A 19,263-nucleotide genomic window follows, 5' to 3' on the forward strand; every position below is an offset into this window, starting at 1 on the left:
TGCCAAGCGCAGGGTAGCGACCGAAAACGATCAGATGGTTTTTTTTAATCGGGTTTGCCGCCATTTGGCTCAATGTGTCCATGAACAAACAGATTTTTCACCGCTTTCAACGGGGCTGACGCTTCTCTCAAGCACGCCGGCGAGGAAAAAGAGTAGGCACCAAAAAGACCGATTCGTTTCCATTTTTATGCCTTACATGCCACCCCGGCCGTCAGGGCGTTGTCCAGATCATCCAGAATATCCTGGATGTCCTCGATACCGACGCTGAGTCGGATAAAATCCGGGGTGACGCCGGCAGCCTGCTGCTCGGCTGCTGCGAGCTGCTCATGCGTGGTGGAGGCCGGATGAATCACCAGGCTTTTGGCGTCACCGATATTGGCCAGGTGGCTGAAGAGCTGCAGACTTTCGATGAATTTGACGGCCGACGTCAGACCCCCCTTGATCCCGAACCCCACCAGCGCGCCCTGCCCTTTGGGGAGATATTTCTCGACCAGGTGATAGGTCGGAGAGGATTTCAGGCCGGGGTAGCGGACCCAGGTCACACAGCTGTGGTTTTCCAGGAAGCGGGCCACGGCCAGTCCGTTTTCCGAGTGGCGCTGCATTCTCAGATGCAGGGTCTCCAATCCCTGGAGGAACATCCAGGCGTTGAAGGGGCTCATTGCCGCTCCCATGTCACGCAGCCCCAGGACCCGGGCCCGCAGGATAAAGGCCAGGTTCCCGAAGGTTTCCACGAATTTCAACCCGTGATAGGATGGATCGGGTTCGACAAATTCGGGGAACCGGCCGGAAGCGGCCCAGTCGAATGTGCCCGAATCCACGATGATTCCGCCAATGGAGGTTCCATGTCCGCCGATGAACTTGGTCGCCGAGTGGATCACAATGGCCGCCCCGTGGTCGAAGGGCAGGGTGAGGTAGGGTGAGGTGACCGTGTTGTCCACCACCAGCGGGATGCCATGGCGGCTGCCGATGGCAGCGATGGAAGCAAGGTCGATGATATCCAGTTTGGGGTTGCCGATGGTCTCAACGAAAAAAGCTTTGGTTCGTGGGGTGACGGCATCTTCCCAAGCACGATTATCGTGGGGGGAAACGAAACGTACGGTGATGCCCAGCTTTTTCAGGGTATGGGAAAATAGACTTACCGTGCCACCGTAGAGTTCCGCTGAAGCGACGATGTCGTCGCCGGTCTGGGCCAGAGTCAAAATCGTCAGTGTCTCCGCTGCCTGCCCGGATGCCACTGCCAGGGCGCCCACCCCGCCTTCCAGTTCCGCCACCCTTTTTTCCAGAACCTCGTTTGTGGGGTTCATGATGCGGGTGTAGATATTGCCGAATTGCCGAAGGCCGAAAAGATCTGCGGCGTGCTGGGTGCTGTCAAATGTAAACGAGGATGTCTGGTACAACGGCACCGCTCTGGAATGGGTGGTGGGGTCCGGCGTGTGACCGGCATGTACCGTCTTGGTTGCAAAACCTCTGATAAATTCAGTCATCGTTGGTTCTCCTTTTTTGGGAAGGGTTTTTTGGGGGCCAAAAAAAGTCGCACCCCCTGCGGGAAGGCGGCATGTAAGGAGCATTGCGATGGAATGGGCCGCATGTTTCCCGTTCGGGCTGGAACGGGCACCTTGTGAGCACAGGTTGCCGAGCGGTCAGCGGGCCAGGTGTCTTGCGCCAGATTGGATGATCACATCTTGACGGCACCGTCCGATAATCGACTTTTTACCAGTTCATCAAATCTTAGGAAACTAATTTTTCAAGCCGATTTGTCAAGGGATACCGGCATCAGTCGGCCTTAAAAAAACCTTGAATTTCACGCTGGAGGCCTTTGTAGGTGATCATCAGGCTTTTGAGCTGCTGTTTGTCAGGAAAAAAGTCGTTGAAAACATCCTGGTGCACATGGTAGGCAAGCCGATCAACGCCGATGCCTGTGTCCACCATCATGGCCACCATGTCGGCCAGGTAGAGGGTGGCGGTGGCCGGGTCGTTCCGTGCTGCGGGATCGGGAAGATGGTGGTTTTCGATCATATAGATCATATGCGAACTAAAATGCCATTGTTTGGCGATGATGCCTCCCAAGGTGGCGTGATCCATGCCCAGCACCTCTTTTTCGGCCTCCACAAAACTCATGCCCCTACGGGCCACCGATTGCTGTATCGCCTCAATCTGGTCGGCGACGAACGCATGCAGAATGACCTTGCCGATATCCTTGAGCAGGGCGGCGGTATAGATTGCCGGAAGGCTCATTAAATCCCGCTGTCGGGCAAGGGTTCTGGCCACCATGGCCACGGTCAGGCTCTGGCACCACAGGTCCCCTTTGGCCAGGCCATAGCCTTTCTGGGATCGTTTCAGGTTGCTGCCCAGATTTTGTGCAAGCACCATCTCCACCACCTGCTGCAACCCCAACATGGAGACAGCCTGCTGGATTGAGTCCACTTTTACCGGCAATCCAATGTGGGCCGAGTTGACCGTTTTCAACAGGTTGGCGGTGATGGCCGCATCCCGCTCGACGACAGCCACCAGATCCTTCAGTGAAGACTCCGGGTTATCGGCCAGATCCAGGACTTTGTGGATGACTGTGGGAATGGGATCCAGCTGCTTTACTTTTTTCAGTATACTGGAAAGACTGTCCATTGTTCGAAGATCCTTTGACGCTGTGTTAGGGAAAATCACTTGGAAAAAGCCAACCTGATTTCCTAAGCATCGGCCCTTTTTGGTGCAGGCATTAGGAAATTTTGTCTTGGGGGTTGATTGCCAGGTAGGCAGTGCCAAAAGGTGACACCGTTTTTCAATGATCGCCTCACCCGAGGAGACCTATGATCCGTCTTGGCCTTTGCTGCATCTTTCGAGAAGCACCGATCAAATTCCGGCGCACAACTGCCAGGTACCTGCTGTCGCTTTCCAGCGCACTGCGGTTGAAATACCTGGCAGTCATCAACATGCATAACGCCGAGGCGTTATACCAGTCGCTTGTGTTTTGCGCTGCCAACGGTATCGGCGCCTTTCGGATCAACAGCCAGATTCTGCCGGTTAAAACCCATCCCGATGCCGGATATGACCTGCATGAATTGCCTGGAGGCGATCAGATTATCGCGCGATTTAAACAATCCGGGGCATTCAGCCTGAAAAACGGGATCCGGACCTCATTTCACCCGGACCAGTTTCTGGTGCTCTCCTCGCCTGATGCCGGCGTGGTCAAGCGCGCTGTTGCCGATCTGGAATATCATGCCCAGATGGCAAAATGGGTGGCGGCGGATGTAATCAACATCCATGGCGGTGGGGCGTACGGCGACAAGCCGGCGGCACTCAAACGATTGGCTGCGGTTATCAGGACGCTATCCCGGGACGTCCAAAGCCGGTTGACCCTGGAAAACGATGACCGGGTCTACACGCCGGCCGCGCTTTTGCCCGTGTGCGAAGAAACCGGGACACCCCTTGTTTATGATGTCCACCACCACCGGTGCCTGCCCGATGGAAGCGGTGTGGAACAAACCACGCAAGCGGCCATATCCACCTGGAGCCGTGAACCGCTCATGCATCTGTCCAGCCCGCTGAACGGCTGGGAAAATGGCCCCTGCCGACCCCATCACGACTTTATCGATCCGGCTGATTTTCCCGAGTGTTGGCGGGATCTGGATATTACGGTGGATGTGGAGGCCAAGGCCAAAGAACTGGCGGTTTTGAAATTCCGACGATGGATGGAATCTGTTGATATCGCCCTTCTCGACCCTCGACGTGAAGATCGTCATGCTTGACGCCATCGCGAAGCTATGGTTCGCGGGTGTTTTTTCGCGTATCAACGTCGATCGCCCCATCGGTTTCTCTCACCGCCCGAATCCGTTCATGAAGGCGCCTGGCGTGCAGGCAGAACGCCTCCAGTTTGGCGTTGATGATCTGAGGAAAGGGCGATCCGTCACTTTCGATAGCCAGAAACGGCAAATCTCCGAACCCTGCAAGCGTTTCCCGCAACCGATGGTCATCGGGAGCCGCCTTCAGCTTGTCTGCCGCCGTCATGGCCTCCTTTAAAATGGATTCCGCCACGCGGTTGGGCATACATCCGAAGGGACCGATGGCGATCACCCCGCAGGCATTGGCGACCACCTCTTTCAGGGCGCTTCCCACCGTCAGGATGGCCTCGCCAATGTGGTCGGAGGTTAAATAGGGATGTGCATGGCGTATGGTTTCGGGGATATCGACGATATCGGTGTGAATCAGACCCGAACGGGCGAGCTTTTTTTTGATCCGCGCTTCGGTTTTTCGCATGGCCCGGCGCTTGAGCGCAAACCCCATTTTTTCCCGCCATGTCATATGAGCATTGCATATGAGTCCCTGGGTTACCAGCCAGTCCGTATAGTGCATCCATTCGGCCGTCGGAGCACACACGCAAGCGAATCCCCTTTGAGCCAGGCGCTCGACAAGGTGTTGTCTCGAAATGCCATCGTGCCGAACGAAAATTTCACCCACCAGGTTGATGACCGGCACGGTTTCCACCGGGCGTTTCAATTCGATTCCCCTGAGTTTTCCGGCAGCCCGGTCAAGCTGGCATTCGACATCGCCGGGGCGGCCGACCTTAATGGCCTGAATCAACAGGTCCCACTCTTTTTCAAAATGGACCAGCGCGGACTTCGGATCGGCGGCGTTGGCCAGGAGCATTGCACGGATATCTTCCATGACATCGGCGATGATTATCGACTGCCACCCCTTGTAGTAGAAACGGCTGTCGAGTCCGCTATAACCGTCTTCCGAATTCAGTGAAAACAGCGCCACGTTCTCGATTGTGCGCTTTTTGATCAGATCTTCCATGAAAACCCGATATTGGCCGAACCGACAAGGGCCGGCACCGGTGGCCATGAAATAGACCAGGACCTCGCCGGGGCGACGATTCCGATTCAGATGGTTCAAAAGGGTTCCGGTGGTCAATATCAGCGGAAGGCATTCCTTGCACGTGGTGTTGGCCCTTCCCTGTTTGAGGACGGCTTCGTCCGCCGGTTTCGCGGCAACGCTGTGGATGCCTTCACTCTCGAACACGGCGGCCATGGATTCGCAAGAACGCTTGCCCATAGAGGGGAACAGCAGGGTAACCCGAGGATCGGTCAAGGGCAGCCAGCGGCCGGATGACGTGCGTACGCCGGGGACGCCCGTTTTGAATTCGGTTCGGGCCGGCGTAAACGATTGCGGCGTTGGTTTGGGCTGTTGGGGTGATTGCAGATGACGCCAGGCGTTAACCACATCGAGGAAGGCCTCAATGCGTGTTTCCAGCCCGGCATCGGCCGTATGGCTGTCCAATTCCAGGGTCAAGGACGGCTTTTGACCCATGATGTCCCGGAAATAGTTGATAATAAAGGAATCCGGACCGCAGGAAAAATTGGTGATATAAACCCCGAACAATTGGGGATGATCTGCCACCAGGCGGGCGGCCCGGATGATTCGTTGTCCCATTCCCCAATACATATGACGTTTGTCTGGCCAAGTTGCCGTGGGCAGGCAGTCCAGCGGCAGTACCAGCACACCCCGGGATGCAAGTTTGCGGGGAATGCCCATATGGGCTTCGCTTGCACAGGCATTGTAGGGCCGGCCAAAGATAACCGCTGCAAGGCGACGGGGATCGGCCGCCAAATTTTGAAGGGCCTGTCGACCCATTTGGTTTATGCGGTCGGTGCACCGGTTCTGGACGACAATGGCACGGTCGAAGGCGTCAGCGGCCAGCCGGCGGGAAACATCCATTTTGTGTGCGGTTTCCAACAAGGGGGATCGTGCGGCTGCCAAACCGGATGCAAGGTCCAGGACAGGTGACAGCACGCGGTCGGCGGCCACACCGGCGCGCTTCAGGTGCCGGCGAAAGGTCGTTCGCAGGAAGTAGGGCTCGCCTTGAACCAAGGGGCACAGCACGCTATGGTTTCCAATGCGTTCGCTGGGGACAGATTTTACATGCGGCAGGAACAGGTAATCAGGGGGATGTTCGCTGTCGACTAGGCGGTGGAAAAAGCCGTGGGACAGTTCGGCCGGATAGCAGAATTCAGCGCCCCGCTCGGCAATTCCTCTTCGGGAAGGTGTATCGGGCACCCGGACATCAAACCCCAGGCATTCAAAAAAGGTGGCATACAGCGGGTAATAGGTGTGAATCAGAAAACTGCGGTTAATCCCAACGGTAGGGCGCGTTGCCGAAGGCGGCTGCCGGTTGGCTGGGGTATTTTCGACATTCAGGTAAATATCCTGTCGTTTTTTCACCAGGTCGAGGGCCTCCACATCCACGCGGATCCGTTTGTGCATGTTGTAGTAACGATTGCAGGCGCCGCCGAAGGGAATATTTTTACCATCGATGCGAACCATGGCGATCTCGCAATGCCGGTCACAGCCGTTGCCGCCGGCCCGGCATAAAAACCGCTTCCCATAGGCGGCCTGGCGATTTTTAAGGGCTTCAAGATCAAAAGCGGTCGGCGTCATCAATCCGGCCTTCAAGCGTTTTTTTACTTCAAGGGCCACACCGAAGGCGCCCATCAGCCCCGGTTCGGGGGGCACGACAATGGGCTTTCCCACCAAGGCGGCCATGGCCATGGGTACTGCACGGTTGTAGCAGACGCCACCCTGCATGAATATTCGATGACCCGACGGCCGGTTGCCTTTAACGCGGTTCGTGTAGTTCATGCAGATGGAATAGACTAAGCCGGCGACAATCTCCTGGCGGTCGATGCCTTCATGAATCGCGTTTTTGATATCCGAGGCAATAAAGGCCGCACACTGATCGTTAAAGTTTGGGGGACGTTTCCCTTGCAGCGCGTATTTAGCGATGTCTTGCATCCTTACTCCCAGGGTTTCCTGAGCCGACTCTTCCAGAAAACTGCCCGTGCCGGCCGAACAGGCTTCATTCATTGCGTAATCGGAGGCGACACCGGCGGTGATGTGGGTGTACTTGGCGTCCTGGCCGCCGATTTCAAACAGGGTGTCCACGTCGGGATCGAAATGCACCGCCGCCGTGCAGTGGGCGATGATTTCGTTGATCACGCCATCGGTTTGTGCATGCAATCCGGCAATCTGGCGACCGCTGCCGCAAACGCCCAGCCCGACAATGTTTACTGTGGTCGGGTCCGATGACTGCCTGACATGGTTCAACAGCGCCGCATAGCACTGTCGCGATGCCGCCACCGGATCACCGTTGGTTCTCAGATACACCGATGCCAATAGCGCGTCGTCGGCCTGACGGATCAAAACCGCCTTGGTGGTGGTGGAACCGACGTCAAGTCCCAGCAGACAAAGATCGCCATCGTTTGCCGTGTCGCGTGCCATGGTCCCGAAAGTCACCTGTTCACGGAAATCTTCGAGTGGTTGAAGCCGATCAAATCGTGCAGCGGTTTCCGAAAATAGCGTCTGCGTCCCCATAAAGGGCTGCGTGGAGTGATCCAGAGCCCAGATCGCGGCTCCCAGGGCTTCGAAATACGGTGCCTGCTCCGGGACGATCAGGCCGTCGATGTGAGAGCCCAGGTAAGATACCATCATGTTGTTTTTCGATGTGCCGCCAATCAGCATGATGTGGCGTTTGGGAATTTTTTTGAGCAAGTCCAATATTTTATGCGCCATCATCCGGCACAGGCCGGCGGCGACCCGGGATCGTGGGACCCCCTTGTTGGTGGCGTGGGTGCAATCGGACTTACAGAACACCGAGCAGCGCCCTGACACCGGATAGGGCGCTTCGGTTTCCGACCATCGGGACGCCTCTTCCAAGCTGACGTTCATGCGGCGAAGTTGCTGCAGGAAAAATTCACCGGTACCGGATGCGCATTTGTTGCCGGTTATCACGTTGGAGATGCATCCGGCGGCATCAAGGATATACGCCATGAAGGTCTCCCCGCCGGCCGATACGATGGCCGGGCAGTCGATGCCCTCCGGTTTCAAGTGGCGGTAGGCGTATCCCACGGCCTCGGGTTCGGAGAGGGAAGACAGATTGACACTGTTGCGAAATTGGCGTCCCGTGACTGCCAGCCGGTCGCAGTCAGACGGATAGAAGTCTGATAGCGCCGCTAAAAGCGTCCGTCTGGGGTCGCCTTCATGGGGGTAAATGCCGTGCTTGACAATCCGAACCCGAGGCCGGCCTCGACGGTCGGTCGTTCCGGGTTCACTTGAAATCAATACCACCGATATGGTGGAAGCACCCAGGCAAATTCCCATTGCATCGGTTTTCTGGCGGTGGTGAGGCACTGCCGGGATGGCCTTGAAGGCTCCCTGGGGTCCGGGTCTGCCGTCTGTGGTCGATGGATCATACATTAGCCTTGACTTTTTCCTTCATCAGGCGTTCGAGCCCGCTGAGTACGTGTCTTTTTACACTGTTGATGTGCTGGGAAAGCACTGCCTTGGCACCCGCCAGGTGATTGTCATGAATATGATTGAACAACTCCTTGTGGGCGGTGTCCGCCTTGTCCATCGAGGTGGAAAAAAGAATGTTCCCCCCGTATTTGAGATACAACAGGTCAAAAAGCAGGCGAAGGGTCTGGTGCTGTACCCGGTTGCCGGACAAAGAGGCCAGGGTGAGGTGAAACTCCATATCCCTGAGCAGCCGGTCATACAGATAGATCTCCCGCGAGGCTTTCAGGTGGGCATCTAGGGCCGCTTGCAGTTTTTTAATGGCCAGGGCGTCCATGCGCGTCAGGGCCTGTGGCAGCAGGGCCAGTTCGATCTGTTCCCGAAAGTCATAAATCTCTTCCACTTCCTGGATGCTGATTGGTTCGGTGTAATACCCACGATGGTGTTCATGACGAACAAGACCTTGAAATTCAAGCCATTTCAGCGCCTGAATTACCGGTGTCTGACTCATGCCCAGCCGCTCAGCCAGATCCCGATAGGCAATTTTCTGCCCGGGTACGATTTCGTTGTGGAACAGCATCTGCCGGATGCCCTGGTAGGCCTTGCGCGTGTGGCCGACATCCGGAATCGGTTTGGCTTTTGGTGGTGCCATATGGTTATCCTTGGCGGCGAGCAGTTCCAGAGACAATGATAAATTGTTTTCGCAGGTAAAATTTGATCACTTATTTGATTAAATAAAAACGCCAGGCGCAGTACCAGTCGTCCGGGTGCGCGTCCGGGGGGCACCCGATGCATTCGGTTTGAATGCGTGGGTCGATGGCTCTGGCGAAATAGGTATACTCAACCAGGCCGGCCGATTTGCAGGGATAGTCGGGTAGATTCTTATTCTTGCGGGCCACCTGGACGCGGCACGCGTTCATGCGGAAAATGAAGGCATCTGGTCCGTCGTCGGCAAAGGACTGGACGTTGATTCGGGCATAAACACGAAAATTCAAGGCTTTCTTCAAGCCTTCCAGTCCGGACCGGTCACCGATATCCAGAAAGCGTTTGATGGCCCAGGCTTCAAACGGCGAGAAGTGGGCCCAGCAGGAATCATTGCAGCGTTTGGCGTCATTCATGCCGCTGGCGAATTCCACAGCCTGAAACCACACGCCGTCATTGGCCAGCCAGTTGACTGCCGCAGCGTCCAGCAGCTTCAGCAGCTTTGTTTTGGGCATGTTCAGCAGCGGCCCGGGAATATCGTCGTGCATTTCGAATCCCAGAATCTGGGACAGGCGGTTAAACTGAATGCCGATACTTTTTTGCGAAGCGACGGACAGTGCTTCCAGAGCACGTTGCATGCCCATCTGATGGCGAATCTCGGTGAACCAGAGGGCATAGTGGATGATGGTCCGGTGCATAACATCCATGACCAAACGAGCCGTCTGTTCTTGGTTCAGATCCTCGATTGTGCTGACGGTATCGGCCATGGGATGTCTCCTTTCGTCGGTGGATGATTTTTAAGTGGAACGTGCGGTCGCTGGCCAGTCGGCAGCCACTTTAGGAAATGGCCCCCCTGAAGTCAAGGGATTCGATCAAAAGCCCATAATCCGTTTACGGAAGTTGTTGCGAACACGCTTGGGGCTTCATTTGCCTTCTTTTCTTTACATTAGGCGCAATTTCATCTATTTTTGATGGCTTAATCGGTGTTTCATCCTGTTAAATGCCACTTTCCTTGACCAACAACGGTACGGATCTGATGGCCCAATCGCACATGATTTCAGACATGCTGGCCGGCCTTGGCCGCCGGGCCATTTCTCCTGTACAGGAGCTGGGCCGGGTGACGATCTTTTTTTTGCGCGGCGTCGTGCACCTTTTTACGTTTCCCCTTCAGGCAGACAAGCTCATTGATCAAGTGTATTTTATCGGTATGAAATCGGTGTTTGTTATTTGCCTCACCGGGGCGTTTACAGGGATGGTTTTGGGGCTTCAGGGCTACTATACGCTGGTGAAGTTCGGCTCCGAGGGACTCCTGGGTGCGGCGGTTGCCTTGAGCCTGATCAGGGAAATGGGTCCGGTGCTGACCGCCATCATGGTTGTAGCCCGGGCTGGTTCGGCCATGGCTGCGGAAATCGGCATCATGCGCATCTCCGAACAGATCGACGCTCTGGATACCATGGACATTAACCCCGTTCGCTTTCTGTTCAGTCCCCGACTGGGGGCGGCTTTGATCAGCTTTCCCTTCCTCACGGCCATTTTCGATGTGGTGGGTATTCTCGGGGGTTATCTGACCGGATCATTGTTGCTGGGCATCAATTCAGGGATTTATTTCAGCAGGGTGGAGTCCAGCGTGCTGATGGAGGATATCAACGGGGGGTTCGTCAAAGCCTTTTGCTTTGCCGCCATCGTGGCGACCATTTGCTGTTTTCAGGGTTATACCACCCACATGCGCAAGGAAGGCTTCGGGGCCAAAGGCGTCAGCCTTGCCACCACATCGGCGGTGGTTATCTCCTGCGTGATGATTCTGGTGGCTGACTATGTGCTGACTTCTTTTTTGCTGTGAGACGATGATGACCGTGCCGATGATCCAATTCAATCAGGTGTTCAAGCGTTTTGGCGACAACGCCGTGCTCAAGGGGGTGGATCTGTCCATCTACCAGGGACAGGTGACGGCCATCATCGGCAAAAGCGGCATCGGCAAAAGTGTTTTGCTCAAGCACATCATCGGCCTATTGGAACCGGACGCCGGCGAGATCCTGTTCCAGGGGCGGGCCATCAACACCATGACTACCGCCGAGCGCCGGGCGTTGAAGATGAAATTCAGTTATATGTTTCAGGGAACAGCCCTGTTCGACTCCATGACTGTTTATGAGAATGTGGCCTTGCCGCTTAAGGAGAATAGGCGGGTTCCGTTGCGTGAAATTGGAAGCCGCGTGCGCGACAAGCTGGCCCGGTTGGACCTGGTTGGGATAGAGGACAAATACCCCTCCCAACTTTCCGGGGGCATGAAAAAACGCGTGGCCATGGCGCGGGCACTGGTGACCGATCCGCAGATCGTTCTTTTTGACGAACCGACCACGGGTCTGGACCCCATCCGTAAAAATGCCGCCCACGCCATGATATCCGAATACCAGAAGACATTCGGTTTTACCGGGGTCATGGTCAGTCATGAAATTCCCGACGTGTTCTCCATATGCCAGCGCATTGCCATGCTGGACAAGGGCCGGATCATTTTCCAGGGAACCTCAACGGAGATTCAAAACAGCAACGAACCGGCGATCCGGCAATTTGTCCGGGGCCAGGACCCGGAGACAATCAAAGCTGCGCCAAGCGAGCGATAACGAAGACAGCCGTATCGGTTCTTCTTACGGCGCCGGAGGCAATATGAAAAAAAGATCTGTTGAAATTGCCGTGGGCGTGTTCGTCCTTATCGGCCTGATCAGCGTGGCTTACCTAACCATCAAATTGGGAAAAATGGAGTGGTTTGGCGACGATTATTACGCTCTGGATGCACGGTTTAATTCGGTCTCGGGACTGAAGAGCGGGGCCTTGGTAGACATGGCAGGGGTAGAAATCGGCCAAGTGGCCGACATCCGTCTTGACAATCAACGGCAGGTGGCCATTGTCAGCTTGAAGATCAAAAAGGGTGTCGTGCTCACCGATGATGTCATTGCATCGGTCAAGACGTCCGGCCTGATCGGCGATAAATACATCCGCCTGACACCGGGCGGTTCAGACAGAATTCTCAAATCCGGGGATATGATTATCGAAACCGAATCGGCCCTGGACATTGAAGAACTGGTCAGCAAATATGTTTTCGGAGATGCCGAAAAGTAATACCACTTTGCGTGGATAGGGTTGATTGTAAAACAGACCAAGTGATTGCGGAGGAGGTTATGATCCCTAAAAGGATTGCCGGACTGCTGGCTGTTGTTGTGGTGATGCTGATGTTCCCGGCAACAGCGCTATGCACGGAGCCCATGGCGGTCATCAAAACCCCCGTCGATAGCGTTATCGCCATTCTCAACGATCCCCGGTACCAAGCAGCGGATACCCATGCGGCCCAGCGGGACGAAATCTGGACGATAGTCCAACCGATGTTTGACTTCGAGGAGATTGCCAAACGGTCCGTGGCGCGCAATTGGAGCGATTTTAGCGATGCGGAAAAGACCGCATTCACCGATGTGTTTGCCCAGTTTCTCGGCAACACCTATATCGACAAAATTCAGGGAGAGTACCATAACGAGCAGATCGTTTACCTCGGACAGGAATTCTACGCAGACACCTATGCCGAAGTCAAAACCAAGATCATAAGGGAAACCGTTGAGATTCCAGTTAATTATCGTATGCTGAAGGGCGCGGGTGGCCAGTGGAAAGTTTATGATATAATTGTCGAAGGCGTCAGCCTGGTAAAAAATTACCGCACCCAGTTTGCCACTATCTTGAGCAAGGACAAACCGGCCCAACTGATCCAGCGGCTCAACGAAAAGCTGGCCGAACAAAGGAAACGTCTTGCCGAAAACGGAAAAAATCAAAACTGATGATGCACAGGCAGCGGCTGACCCGATTTAGCGCGCGTGACTTTCAAATGGCGCAGCGATCGATGGTGTCCAAACCCAGACGGTCGTTTTTGATCGTCATGGTGTTTGTGTTGATGGGCAGCATCGCCGGGGCCAATCCTCCGGCAACCGCGGGCACCGATTCCCCGCCCGGTGAGGAGGCCCCGGTGTCGGCTGATGCGGTTCCCTTCGATCCCTTCGACGACCCCAGTGGTGATCGTTACGGGGATGAGGACCTGATGATGCAGGCGGTTGCCGACCCCATCGCCGGGTTCAACCGGGCCATGTTTGTCTTCAACGACAAATTGTATTTCTGGGTGCTCAAACCGGCGGCTGTCGGGTATCGGGTGGTCGTTCCCACACCGGTCCGGGTGAGTGTCAAAGATTTCTTTTTTAACCTTCTGGGACCGGTGCGCTTTGCCAATTGCCTTTTCCAGGGTAAATGGAAATCCGCAGAAGGTGAGTTCGGCCGGTTTATGGTCAATAGCACGGCTGGATTTCTGGGTCTGTTCAACATTGTAAGGGATAAACCGCAGTTCAACCCGCCCGTAGAGGATTTTGGCCAGACGCTGGGGTACTACGGCATCGGAAACGGGTTTTACATTGTCTGGCCCCTGTTCGGCCCGTCAACCCTGCGCGATACGGTGGGCAGTATCGGGGACTGGGCCTTGAACCCGGTTTCGTTCATGCAGTTGATCAATGTGGATGCGGGTGAACTGACCTCCGGCACCACCAACGTGATCGCCTACAGTGTCAGAGTCGTCAACGACACCTCTTTTCGCATCGGCGATTTTGAATCCCTAAAAAATGCCGCCATGGATCCCTATGAAGCCTTTCGCAACGCCTATATCCAGAATCGGCTCAGTGAGATTGCCCAATAGGGCGACGAACTTCAACCCAATTCCTGAAAGTGCCTTATGCCAGTCAAACTGACCATTTTGTGCGATAATTCCGTGGGCCGGCCTTTCGGTGTCGTGGGCGAACATGGCTTCGCCTGTTTTATCGAAACCGAAAACGGCAATGTGCTGTTCGACGCCGGCCAGGGTATGGGCATCTGCGGCAACGCCACAGCCCTTGGAAAAAACCTGGCATCGCTGCGCGCCGTCGCCGTCAGCCATGGCCATTACGACCACACCGGAGGGCTGCCGCAGGTGCTCAGCCACACCGGTCCGATTCCTGTTTACGGTCATCCGGACATATTTGCCCAACGTACCTGGTCCGACGGCAAATCCACCCGCTACATCGGTATCCCTCACCGGATGAGCTACCTGGAATCCCTGGGCGCCCAATTCCATCTGAGTGGTAATCCGGTTGAAATCATCCCCGGAATCCACCTGAGCGGTGAGGTCCCCAGGAGAAATGACTTTGAGAAGCCGGATGCAAATATGACCCTTCATCCCCGAGGTGCAAAGGCCGTATGTCCGGATCCCATCGCAGACGACCTTTCCCTGGTGGTGGATTCGGAAAAAGGCCTCATTCTGGTGCTGGGGTGCGCCCATGCCGGCATGATCAACATCTTCAACCATGTTCTGGCGGTGTTTAAACGCAACCGGATTTACGCGGTGATCGGCGGAACCCACCTTGGGTTTGCCCAGCCCGACCAGTTTGCCCGGACCGTTGAGGCCATCGACCGATACGGCATTGAACGGATGGGCGTCTCTCACTGCACGGGGCTGGAAAAAGCGGCCATGCTCCATGCGCACCTGGGCAAGCGCTTCTTTTTCGGATGCGTGGGTGCTGAACTGGAAGGCTGATTTCGGCTTTACCCGCCGGGGCCCGTTGCGGCTCCCTTGGCGGGCATCCGTTAGCGCGTGGAAGCCCCCGGCCTGCTCAGTTACGTGAACCAACAAACCCCGATAACGGCCACAAGACCATGTATAATCGTTATTTCGGCTTCAAAGAGAGACCGTTCAAGCTGGTGCCCAATCCGGAGTACCTTTACCTGTCCCGGATCCACGAAGAGGTGTTGGCCCACCTGAGATATGCCGCGGGTTATGGCGAGGGCTTTGTCGAAATCACCGGAGAGGTGGGTACCGGAAAAACCACCCTGTGCCGCATGTTCCTGGAAAGTCTGGACGAGACTACTGCAGCGGCTTACATCTTCAATCCGAAACTCGACGCGGTGCAACTGCTCAAAGCCATCAACGACGAGTTCGGAATCCCCTCGAACACCGAGTCGGTAAAGACCCTCATTGATCGGCTCAACGCCTTTCTGCTGGAAAAGAAAGCCCAGGGTAAACGGGTGATCCTGCTGGTTGACGAAGCCCAGAATCTGAGTGCGGATGTGCTGGAACAGTTGCGCCTGCTGTCGAACCTGGAAACCAACACCAGTAAGCTGATTCAAATCATTCTGGTGGGTCAGCCGGAACTGGGTGATCTGCTGGAAACCGATGCCCTCCGTCAGCTGAATCAGCGCATCACCTTGCGCTGCCACCTGATCCCTCTGAACCAGTCGGAAACCCGGGAGTACATTCGTCACCGCATCCATATCGCTTCACGGAAACCGGGGCTGGAATTTACGGCGGCGGCCTACCGGTCGATTTTCAAATTTACCGGCGGTGTTCCCCGGCTGATCAACATCGCCTGCGACCGGGTCCTGCTGACCGCCTTTTCCCTGGGTAAACAAGGCATTACCAATCGCATCGTGAAACGGGCCCTGCGGGAGTTGGACGGTAAAAGAAGCCGGCGATCCCGGCCAGCACTGTTTTATCGCGAAAAGTTGACTGTCGGTCTGTTGGTGGTCCTGGTCATTATGGTGGCCGGCCTATTCATCGGCCAGACCCTCCTGAACCGGCCCGTTGGTGTGCCGGGTATGCCGATTTTCCACCACAAAATTGAAAACGCGCTCTCAGAATTTACCCCGGCCATTTCATCCGAGGAGATCACGGCAACGATTTCGAAGGTCGAACCGCCACCGGAAATGCCCAATCCGGTCGCAGCGCCCGCGCCTACCGAGGCCACCATGACGGTGGCAGCTGATCCGTCAGAACCACCACCTGTACATGACCTCGACCAACTGATCGATGCCACGGATGCGCGCAACTCGCGGCTGGGGGCCTTAACGGCCGTCCTGAATGCTTGGCATGCACGACGGCCGCTGGTAGCCGAATCGGTTGAGGGGATGCAGAGCGACTCTTTTTTCCGTATCTTTGCCAGGCACAGCAACATGGAAGTCCTGCACGTGCAGGGTAATCTGAACCTGATCAGAAAGCTGAACCTGCCGGCCATATTGGAATTTCCCCATCCAAGCGGCAGCGGCTCGCGGTTCTTGGCTGTGGTGGGTCTTGCCGACAATGAAATGCAATTGTCTGACGGTGACACGGTTTTTACCGTTTCACCCGCGGCATTGGCGGGTTTATGGAACGGTGCGGCATACATCCTCTGGAAAAACTATTTTAATTATACGGGGATTATACCGATTTCGTCTCCAGGAGAAGTTATCTTGTCCCTTAAGGTGCACCTGAAAACCCTTGGATATTCCATCCAAGAGATGACCGCCGCCTATGATACCCATACAAGGCTGGCCATTGAAGCGATTCAAGCCCGCAACGGCCTGGATGTGGATGGGATGGTAGGGCCTCTGACCAAAATTGCACTTTATAACGAGGATCAATCGCTGAACGTGCCACGCCTGATGGGCATTCCGCGTGGATGATGGCGATTCAAGGAGCCTAAGCGTTGAGTTCCATTCTGGATGCATTGAAAAAAGTCGAGCGGGAAACGACCTCCGGTCGTGGGTCGAGCACGCCATGGCCCGCCCCGCTGGCCGTGCAATCGTCCTACCGCAAAAGTAGCCGACGGTGGTGGATGCCGGTTGGTGTGGTTGTGGTCGTATGTGTTTCCGGCGTGCTATTTTGGCAAGCCCGGCGACACTGGCCCACAAGTCTTGCAGACCGGGTTGCCGCGTCGGCGCCGTCACAGCAAACCCGTGCTGGTAGGCCCTCTTCAGTTCCCGAAAATCTGAAACCAACCGCACCGCCTGCCGAAAAAAAACCCGCTCGACCTGCCGAGACTCCGGTTCAGCCAGCTGCCCCAGGTGCCGCACCTGCGTCGGCTCAATCCGGGAACATACCAATCCAGGCCTCCGCGCCATTGGCACAGTCTCCGTCTTCAACGCTGGAGGATACGCTGCCTCAGGCCGCCGCCATGACAAACGAATCGGCATCTGCTCCGCCGGATGCCACGACCCGCGGCCTGCCGGATGCATCCAAGGTGCAGGACCAATCGATGCAGGAAACCCTGGATAGCGCGAAAACGTTCAGGAACGATCCGCGAATTGACCTGCAGGCGCTGGTGTGGGCACCGCAAGCCGCCGAGCGATTTGTCGTCATCAACAATCGCCTGATTAAAGAAGGCGGCTCCGTGGACAATATCATGGTTGTTGCCATCAACCCGGACGATGTGCTGCTGGCCGAAGGATCCGATCGCTGGCATGAAGAATTCAAAGTCCGTTAAAAAACCTTGAAAAACCGGTTGATTACCGATTTAGCTTTTGTTAAAGAAGCGACGATGCAAGCTAAAGTTATCCCAAAAGGGTGCCGAAGACATCCTGAGAATGACTGAATGTTTAAAAAGAAAGTTGATTATGCGCTCGAAAATCGGTTCGCTTGCAGGTTTATGGGTCGCAGTCTGGGCCGGGGCAATGATCTTTATTCTGCCCCTGCCATGCCTGGCTTCCGGTCTCCAGGTTAAAATGAACATCCAGGAGACCCCTTCACCCGCGATTCCGCCGGCGGCTCAAGTCAATGTTGTTGAAGGAACCATCCGAAACCGCACCCTATACGAAGCCCTGACGGCCTACGACATTCCACCGGCGGAGATTCTCTCCCTTTCCAGATCCTTTGCCAAGGTTTTCGACTTCCGTTCCTCCCGGCCGCAAGACCGCTACCAGGTCAGCGTTGACGACCAGAACCTGATCCGCAAATTTGTTTATAAAACCAGTCCGCTGGATGAATACGAGGCTATCAAGGAGGATGACGGCGGCTACGCGGTTCGCAAGCGCAAAATTGTGCTGGACCGTCAAATGGTGGCCAAGGTGTTCACCATCGAGACATCCCTGTACCAGGCGGTGGCCGACAGCGGAGAAACCCAGCAGGTCTCCGGTATGATTGCCGATATATTTGCCTGGGATATCGATTTTTACCTCTATCCGCGCAAGGGCGACCGGATCGCCGTCGTCTATGAGCGCTGTTACAAAGACGGCGCCTTTGTGCAGTACGGGAATGTCCTGGCCGCCCGCTATGTGGGCGAGCAGAAGACCTTTTCGGCCTTTTTCTTCAACGACGGAAAGTTTGACGGGTATTATGACGAAACCGGTCAACCCCTCAAAAAGATGTTTTTACGAACGCCGTTGAAATTCGGGAAGATGACGTCCGCGTATTCCATTCGACGGTTCCATCCGGTTTCCAAGCGCTACAAGCCACATACCGGTATCGACTACGGGTCGCCCACGGGTACACCCATCTTGGCAACGGCCAACGGCAGGGTCACATTTGCGGGGTGGAAATCCGGCTACGGCAGGCTGGTGATTGTCAAGCATCCCAACGGTTACCTGACCTACTACGGTCATTGCAGCCGCTTGCTGGTGAAGACGGGCCAGTTGGTGGAACAGGGCCAGACGATTGCCCGGGTCGGTCAGACCGGGGTGGCCACCGGCCCGCACGTGCACTACGAAGTCCGGGTCAACGGTAAACCCATCAACCCCGACAAGGTCAAGAAAAGCCGGGGCAATCCGTTGAATCCCAAGCTGCGGGACGCTTTCACGGAAACGATCAACGATCGGTTGCTGCTGGTAGAAAACCTGCTCAAGGAAAAAACCAGCCTGGTGATGTTGACCCGTGACAACTGAACCCCTTGACGTCGCCGTCAAAAAGACCTAAACAAGCATAATCACAAGCGTGATTGCGCTGAACGACAAGCGAATGGGGATGTAGCTCAGCTGGGAGAGCGCAGCGTTCGCAACGCTGAGGCCAGGGGTTCGAACCCCCTCATCTCCACCAAATCATCATCCTGCTTAGTCCAACTAAGTACGAAAGGCTCTGAAAAATCAGGGCCTTTTTAATTTTCCTTGTCCAGTCAAGTCCGATAAAATCCGTTGACATCCGGGGTAACGGGGGGTAATTTTAAGCATAGTTACCCCAAATGTGTAAAAATAGTTCATTTGTTACCCCAAAAACGGAGGTCGGCCATGGCCCTTTCTGACACCAAGATCCGCAACGCAAAGCCAAAAGCCAAACAGTACAAACTTTTTGACGGAGACGGTCTCTTTATCGTGGTGGCCCCTGCCGGGGGTAAGTGGTGGCGTTTCAAGTACCGTTTTGGGGGTAAGGAGAAGCTACTTTCCCTCGGGACTTACCCCGAAGTAAGCCTTGCCCAGGCCCGAGAACGCCGTTTTGACAGGAGTTTCAGAGATAATCCATCCCGGCGCTCCGATCTAATTAAA

16 protein-coding genes and 1 tRNA gene are annotated in these 19,263 nt (G+C 55.5%); 12 read left to right on the top strand and 5 right to left on the bottom strand.

The features are described 5' to 3' along the window. Positions 1 to 185 precede the first annotated feature (185 nt). On the bottom strand, positions 186 to 1,484 hold the full coding sequence (locus R6V78_RS18905; RefSeq protein ID WP_410290946.1) for an O-acetylhomoserine aminocarboxypropyltransferase/cysteine synthase family protein: 1,299 nt from the start codon (positions 1,482 to 1,484) through the stop codon (positions 186 to 188). A 289-nt stretch (positions 1,485 to 1,773) separates the two neighbouring features. After that, positions 1,774 to 2,622, bottom strand: a complete 849-nt coding sequence (locus tag R6V78_RS18910) for an HDOD domain-containing protein (protein ID WP_410290947.1) — start codon at positions 2,620 to 2,622, stop codon at positions 1,774 to 1,776. 182 nt (positions 2,623 to 2,804) lie between these two features. On the opposite strand from R6V78_RS18910, the gene uvsE reads away from it, so the two are divergent. Beyond that, a complete protein-coding gene (gene uvsE / locus R6V78_RS18915) occupies positions 2,805 to 3,743 on the top strand; it encodes a UV DNA damage repair endonuclease UvsE (protein ID WP_410290948.1) in 939 nt (312 codons plus the stop codon). Positions 3,744 to 3,756: 13 nt separating this feature from the next. On the opposite strand, the gene R6V78_RS18920 is transcribed toward uvsE, so the two are convergent. The 3 genes from R6V78_RS18920 to R6V78_RS18930 form a co-directional block, all read right to left on the bottom strand. After that, positions 3,757 to 8,247, bottom strand: coding sequence for an acyl-CoA dehydratase activase (locus tag R6V78_RS18920; protein ID WP_410290949.1), 4,491 nt, complete (start codon positions 8,245 to 8,247; stop codon positions 3,757 to 3,759). Beyond that, positions 8,240 to 8,935, bottom strand: a complete 696-nt coding sequence (locus R6V78_RS18925) for a GntR family transcriptional regulator (RefSeq protein ID WP_410290950.1) — start codon at positions 8,933 to 8,935, stop codon at positions 8,240 to 8,242. The genes R6V78_RS18920 and R6V78_RS18925 overlap by 8 nt, the downstream gene beginning before the upstream one ends. Before the next feature lie 70 nt (positions 8,936 to 9,005). Further along, positions 9,006 to 9,752 (bottom strand): DUF6125 family protein, encoded by a 747-nt coding sequence (locus R6V78_RS18930; protein ID WP_410290951.1) that lies wholly within the window; start codon positions 9,750 to 9,752, stop codon positions 9,006 to 9,008. 233 nt (positions 9,753 to 9,985) lie between these two features. Here R6V78_RS18930 and R6V78_RS18935 point away from each other — a divergent pair, with 233 nt between their 5' ends. The 11 genes from R6V78_RS18935 to R6V78_RS18985 form a co-directional block, all read left to right on the top strand. Beyond that, the gene (locus R6V78_RS18935) at positions 9,986 to 10,825 is read left to right on the top strand and encodes an MlaE family ABC transporter permease (RefSeq protein ID WP_410290952.1); all 840 of its coding nucleotides are present in this window, start codon (positions 9,986 to 9,988) and stop codon (positions 10,823 to 10,825) included. A gap of 19 nt (positions 10,826 to 10,844) precedes the next feature. Next, entirely contained in the window at positions 10,845 to 11,603 is a 759-nt protein-coding gene (locus tag R6V78_RS18940; protein ID WP_410290953.1) for an ABC transporter ATP-binding protein, read from the top strand. 43 nt (positions 11,604 to 11,646) lie between these two features. Then, positions 11,647 to 12,099 carry an outer membrane lipid asymmetry maintenance protein MlaD gene (mlaD, locus tag R6V78_RS18945; RefSeq protein ID WP_410290954.1) on the top strand — a complete coding sequence of 151 codons (453 nt, stop codon included), beginning with the start codon at positions 11,647 to 11,649 and terminating at the stop codon, positions 12,097 to 12,099. A 59-nt stretch (positions 12,100 to 12,158) separates the two neighbouring features. After that, positions 12,159 to 12,803 carry a phospholipid-binding protein MlaC gene (locus R6V78_RS18950; RefSeq protein WP_410290955.1) on the top strand — a complete coding sequence of 215 codons (645 nt, stop codon included), beginning with the start codon at positions 12,159 to 12,161 and terminating at the stop codon, positions 12,801 to 12,803. After that, positions 12,803 to 13,702, top strand: a complete 900-nt coding sequence (locus R6V78_RS18955) for a VacJ family lipoprotein (protein ID WP_410290956.1) — start codon at positions 12,803 to 12,805, stop codon at positions 13,700 to 13,702. Before R6V78_RS18950 ends, R6V78_RS18955 begins: the two co-directional genes overlap by 1 nt. 36 nt (positions 13,703 to 13,738) lie before the next feature. Then, positions 13,739 to 14,575, top strand: coding sequence for an MBL fold metallo-hydrolase (locus R6V78_RS18960; RefSeq protein WP_410290957.1), 837 nt, complete (start codon positions 13,739 to 13,741; stop codon positions 14,573 to 14,575). Positions 14,576 to 14,694: 119 nt separating this feature from the next. Beyond that, complete coding sequence (locus tag R6V78_RS18965; RefSeq protein WP_410290958.1) at positions 14,695 to 16,476, top strand: AAA family ATPase; 1,782 nt, start codon at positions 14,695 to 14,697, stop codon at positions 16,474 to 16,476. 491 nt (positions 16,477 to 16,967) lie between these two features. Next, positions 16,968 to 17,276 carry a general secretion pathway protein GspB gene (locus tag R6V78_RS18970; RefSeq protein WP_410290959.1) on the top strand — a complete coding sequence of 103 codons (309 nt, stop codon included), beginning with the start codon at positions 16,968 to 16,970 and terminating at the stop codon, positions 17,274 to 17,276. 187 nt (positions 17,277 to 17,463) lie between these two features. After that, on the top strand, positions 17,464 to 18,669 hold the full coding sequence (locus R6V78_RS18975; protein ID WP_410290960.1) for a peptidoglycan DD-metalloendopeptidase family protein: 1,206 nt from the start codon (positions 17,464 to 17,466) through the stop codon (positions 18,667 to 18,669). Between the two features lie 75 nt (positions 18,670 to 18,744). After that, positions 18,745 to 18,820, top strand: a tRNA-Ala gene (locus tag R6V78_RS18980). Positions 18,821 to 19,008: 188 nt separating this feature from the next. Then, on the top strand, positions 19,009 to 19,263 hold a 255-nt coding region (locus tag R6V78_RS18985; RefSeq protein WP_410290961.1), incomplete at its 3' end, for an Arm DNA-binding domain-containing protein.

Source organism: Desulfosarcina sp., assembly GCF_046496365.1.
Classification (GTDB): Bacteria; Desulfobacterota; Desulfobacteria; order Desulfobacterales; family Desulfosarcinaceae; genus Desulfosarcina.

What these genes read in the sequence shown, in the direction of transcription:
- R6V78_RS18955 (WP_410290956.1), top strand. Translation starts at nt 12,803, where the DNA reads ATGATGCACAGGCAGCGGCTGACCCGATTTAGCGCGCGTGACTTTCAA.
- R6V78_RS18950 (WP_410290955.1), top strand. Translation starts at nt 12,159, where the DNA reads ATGATCCCTAAAAGGATTGCCGGACTGCTGGCTGTTGTTGTGGTGATG.
- R6V78_RS18960 (WP_410290957.1), top strand. Translation starts at nt 13,739, where the DNA reads ATGCCAGTCAAACTGACCATTTTGTGCGATAATTCCGTGGGCCGGCCT.
- R6V78_RS18975 (WP_410290960.1), top strand. Translation starts at nt 17,464, where the DNA reads ATGATCTTTATTCTGCCCCTGCCATGCCTGGCTTCCGGTCTCCAGGTT.
- R6V78_RS18905 (WP_410290946.1), bottom strand. Translation starts at nt 1,484, where the DNA reads ATGACTGAATTTATCAGAGGTTTTGCAACCAAGACGGTACATGCCGGT.
- R6V78_RS18910 (WP_410290947.1), bottom strand. Translation starts at nt 2,622, where the DNA reads ATGGACAGTCTTTCCAGTATACTGAAAAAAGTAAAGCAGCTGGATCCC.
- R6V78_RS18930 (WP_410290951.1), bottom strand. Translation starts at nt 9,752, where the DNA reads ATGGCCGATACCGTCAGCACAATCGAGGATCTGAACCAAGAACAGACG.
- mlaD (WP_410290954.1), top strand. Translation starts at nt 11,647, where the DNA reads ATGAAAAAAAGATCTGTTGAAATTGCCGTGGGCGTGTTCGTCCTTATC.
- R6V78_RS18935 (WP_410290952.1), top strand. Translation starts at nt 9,986, where the DNA reads ATGCCACTTTCCTTGACCAACAACGGTACGGATCTGATGGCCCAATCG.
- R6V78_RS18925 (WP_410290950.1), bottom strand. Translation starts at nt 8,935, where the DNA reads ATGGCACCACCAAAAGCCAAACCGATTCCGGATGTCGGCCACACGCGC.
- R6V78_RS18965 (WP_410290958.1), top strand. Translation starts at nt 14,695, where the DNA reads ATGTATAATCGTTATTTCGGCTTCAAAGAGAGACCGTTCAAGCTGGTG.
- R6V78_RS18920 (WP_410290949.1), bottom strand. Translation starts at nt 8,247, where the DNA reads ATGTATGATCCATCGACCACAGACGGCAGACCCGGACCCCAGGGAGCC.
- R6V78_RS18970 (WP_410290959.1), top strand. Translation starts at nt 16,968, where the DNA reads ATGACAAACGAATCGGCATCTGCTCCGCCGGATGCCACGACCCGCGGC.
- uvsE (WP_410290948.1), top strand. Translation starts at nt 2,805, where the DNA reads ATGATCCGTCTTGGCCTTTGCTGCATCTTTCGAGAAGCACCGATCAAA.
- R6V78_RS18940 (WP_410290953.1), top strand. Translation starts at nt 10,845, where the DNA reads ATGATCCAATTCAATCAGGTGTTCAAGCGTTTTGGCGACAACGCCGTG.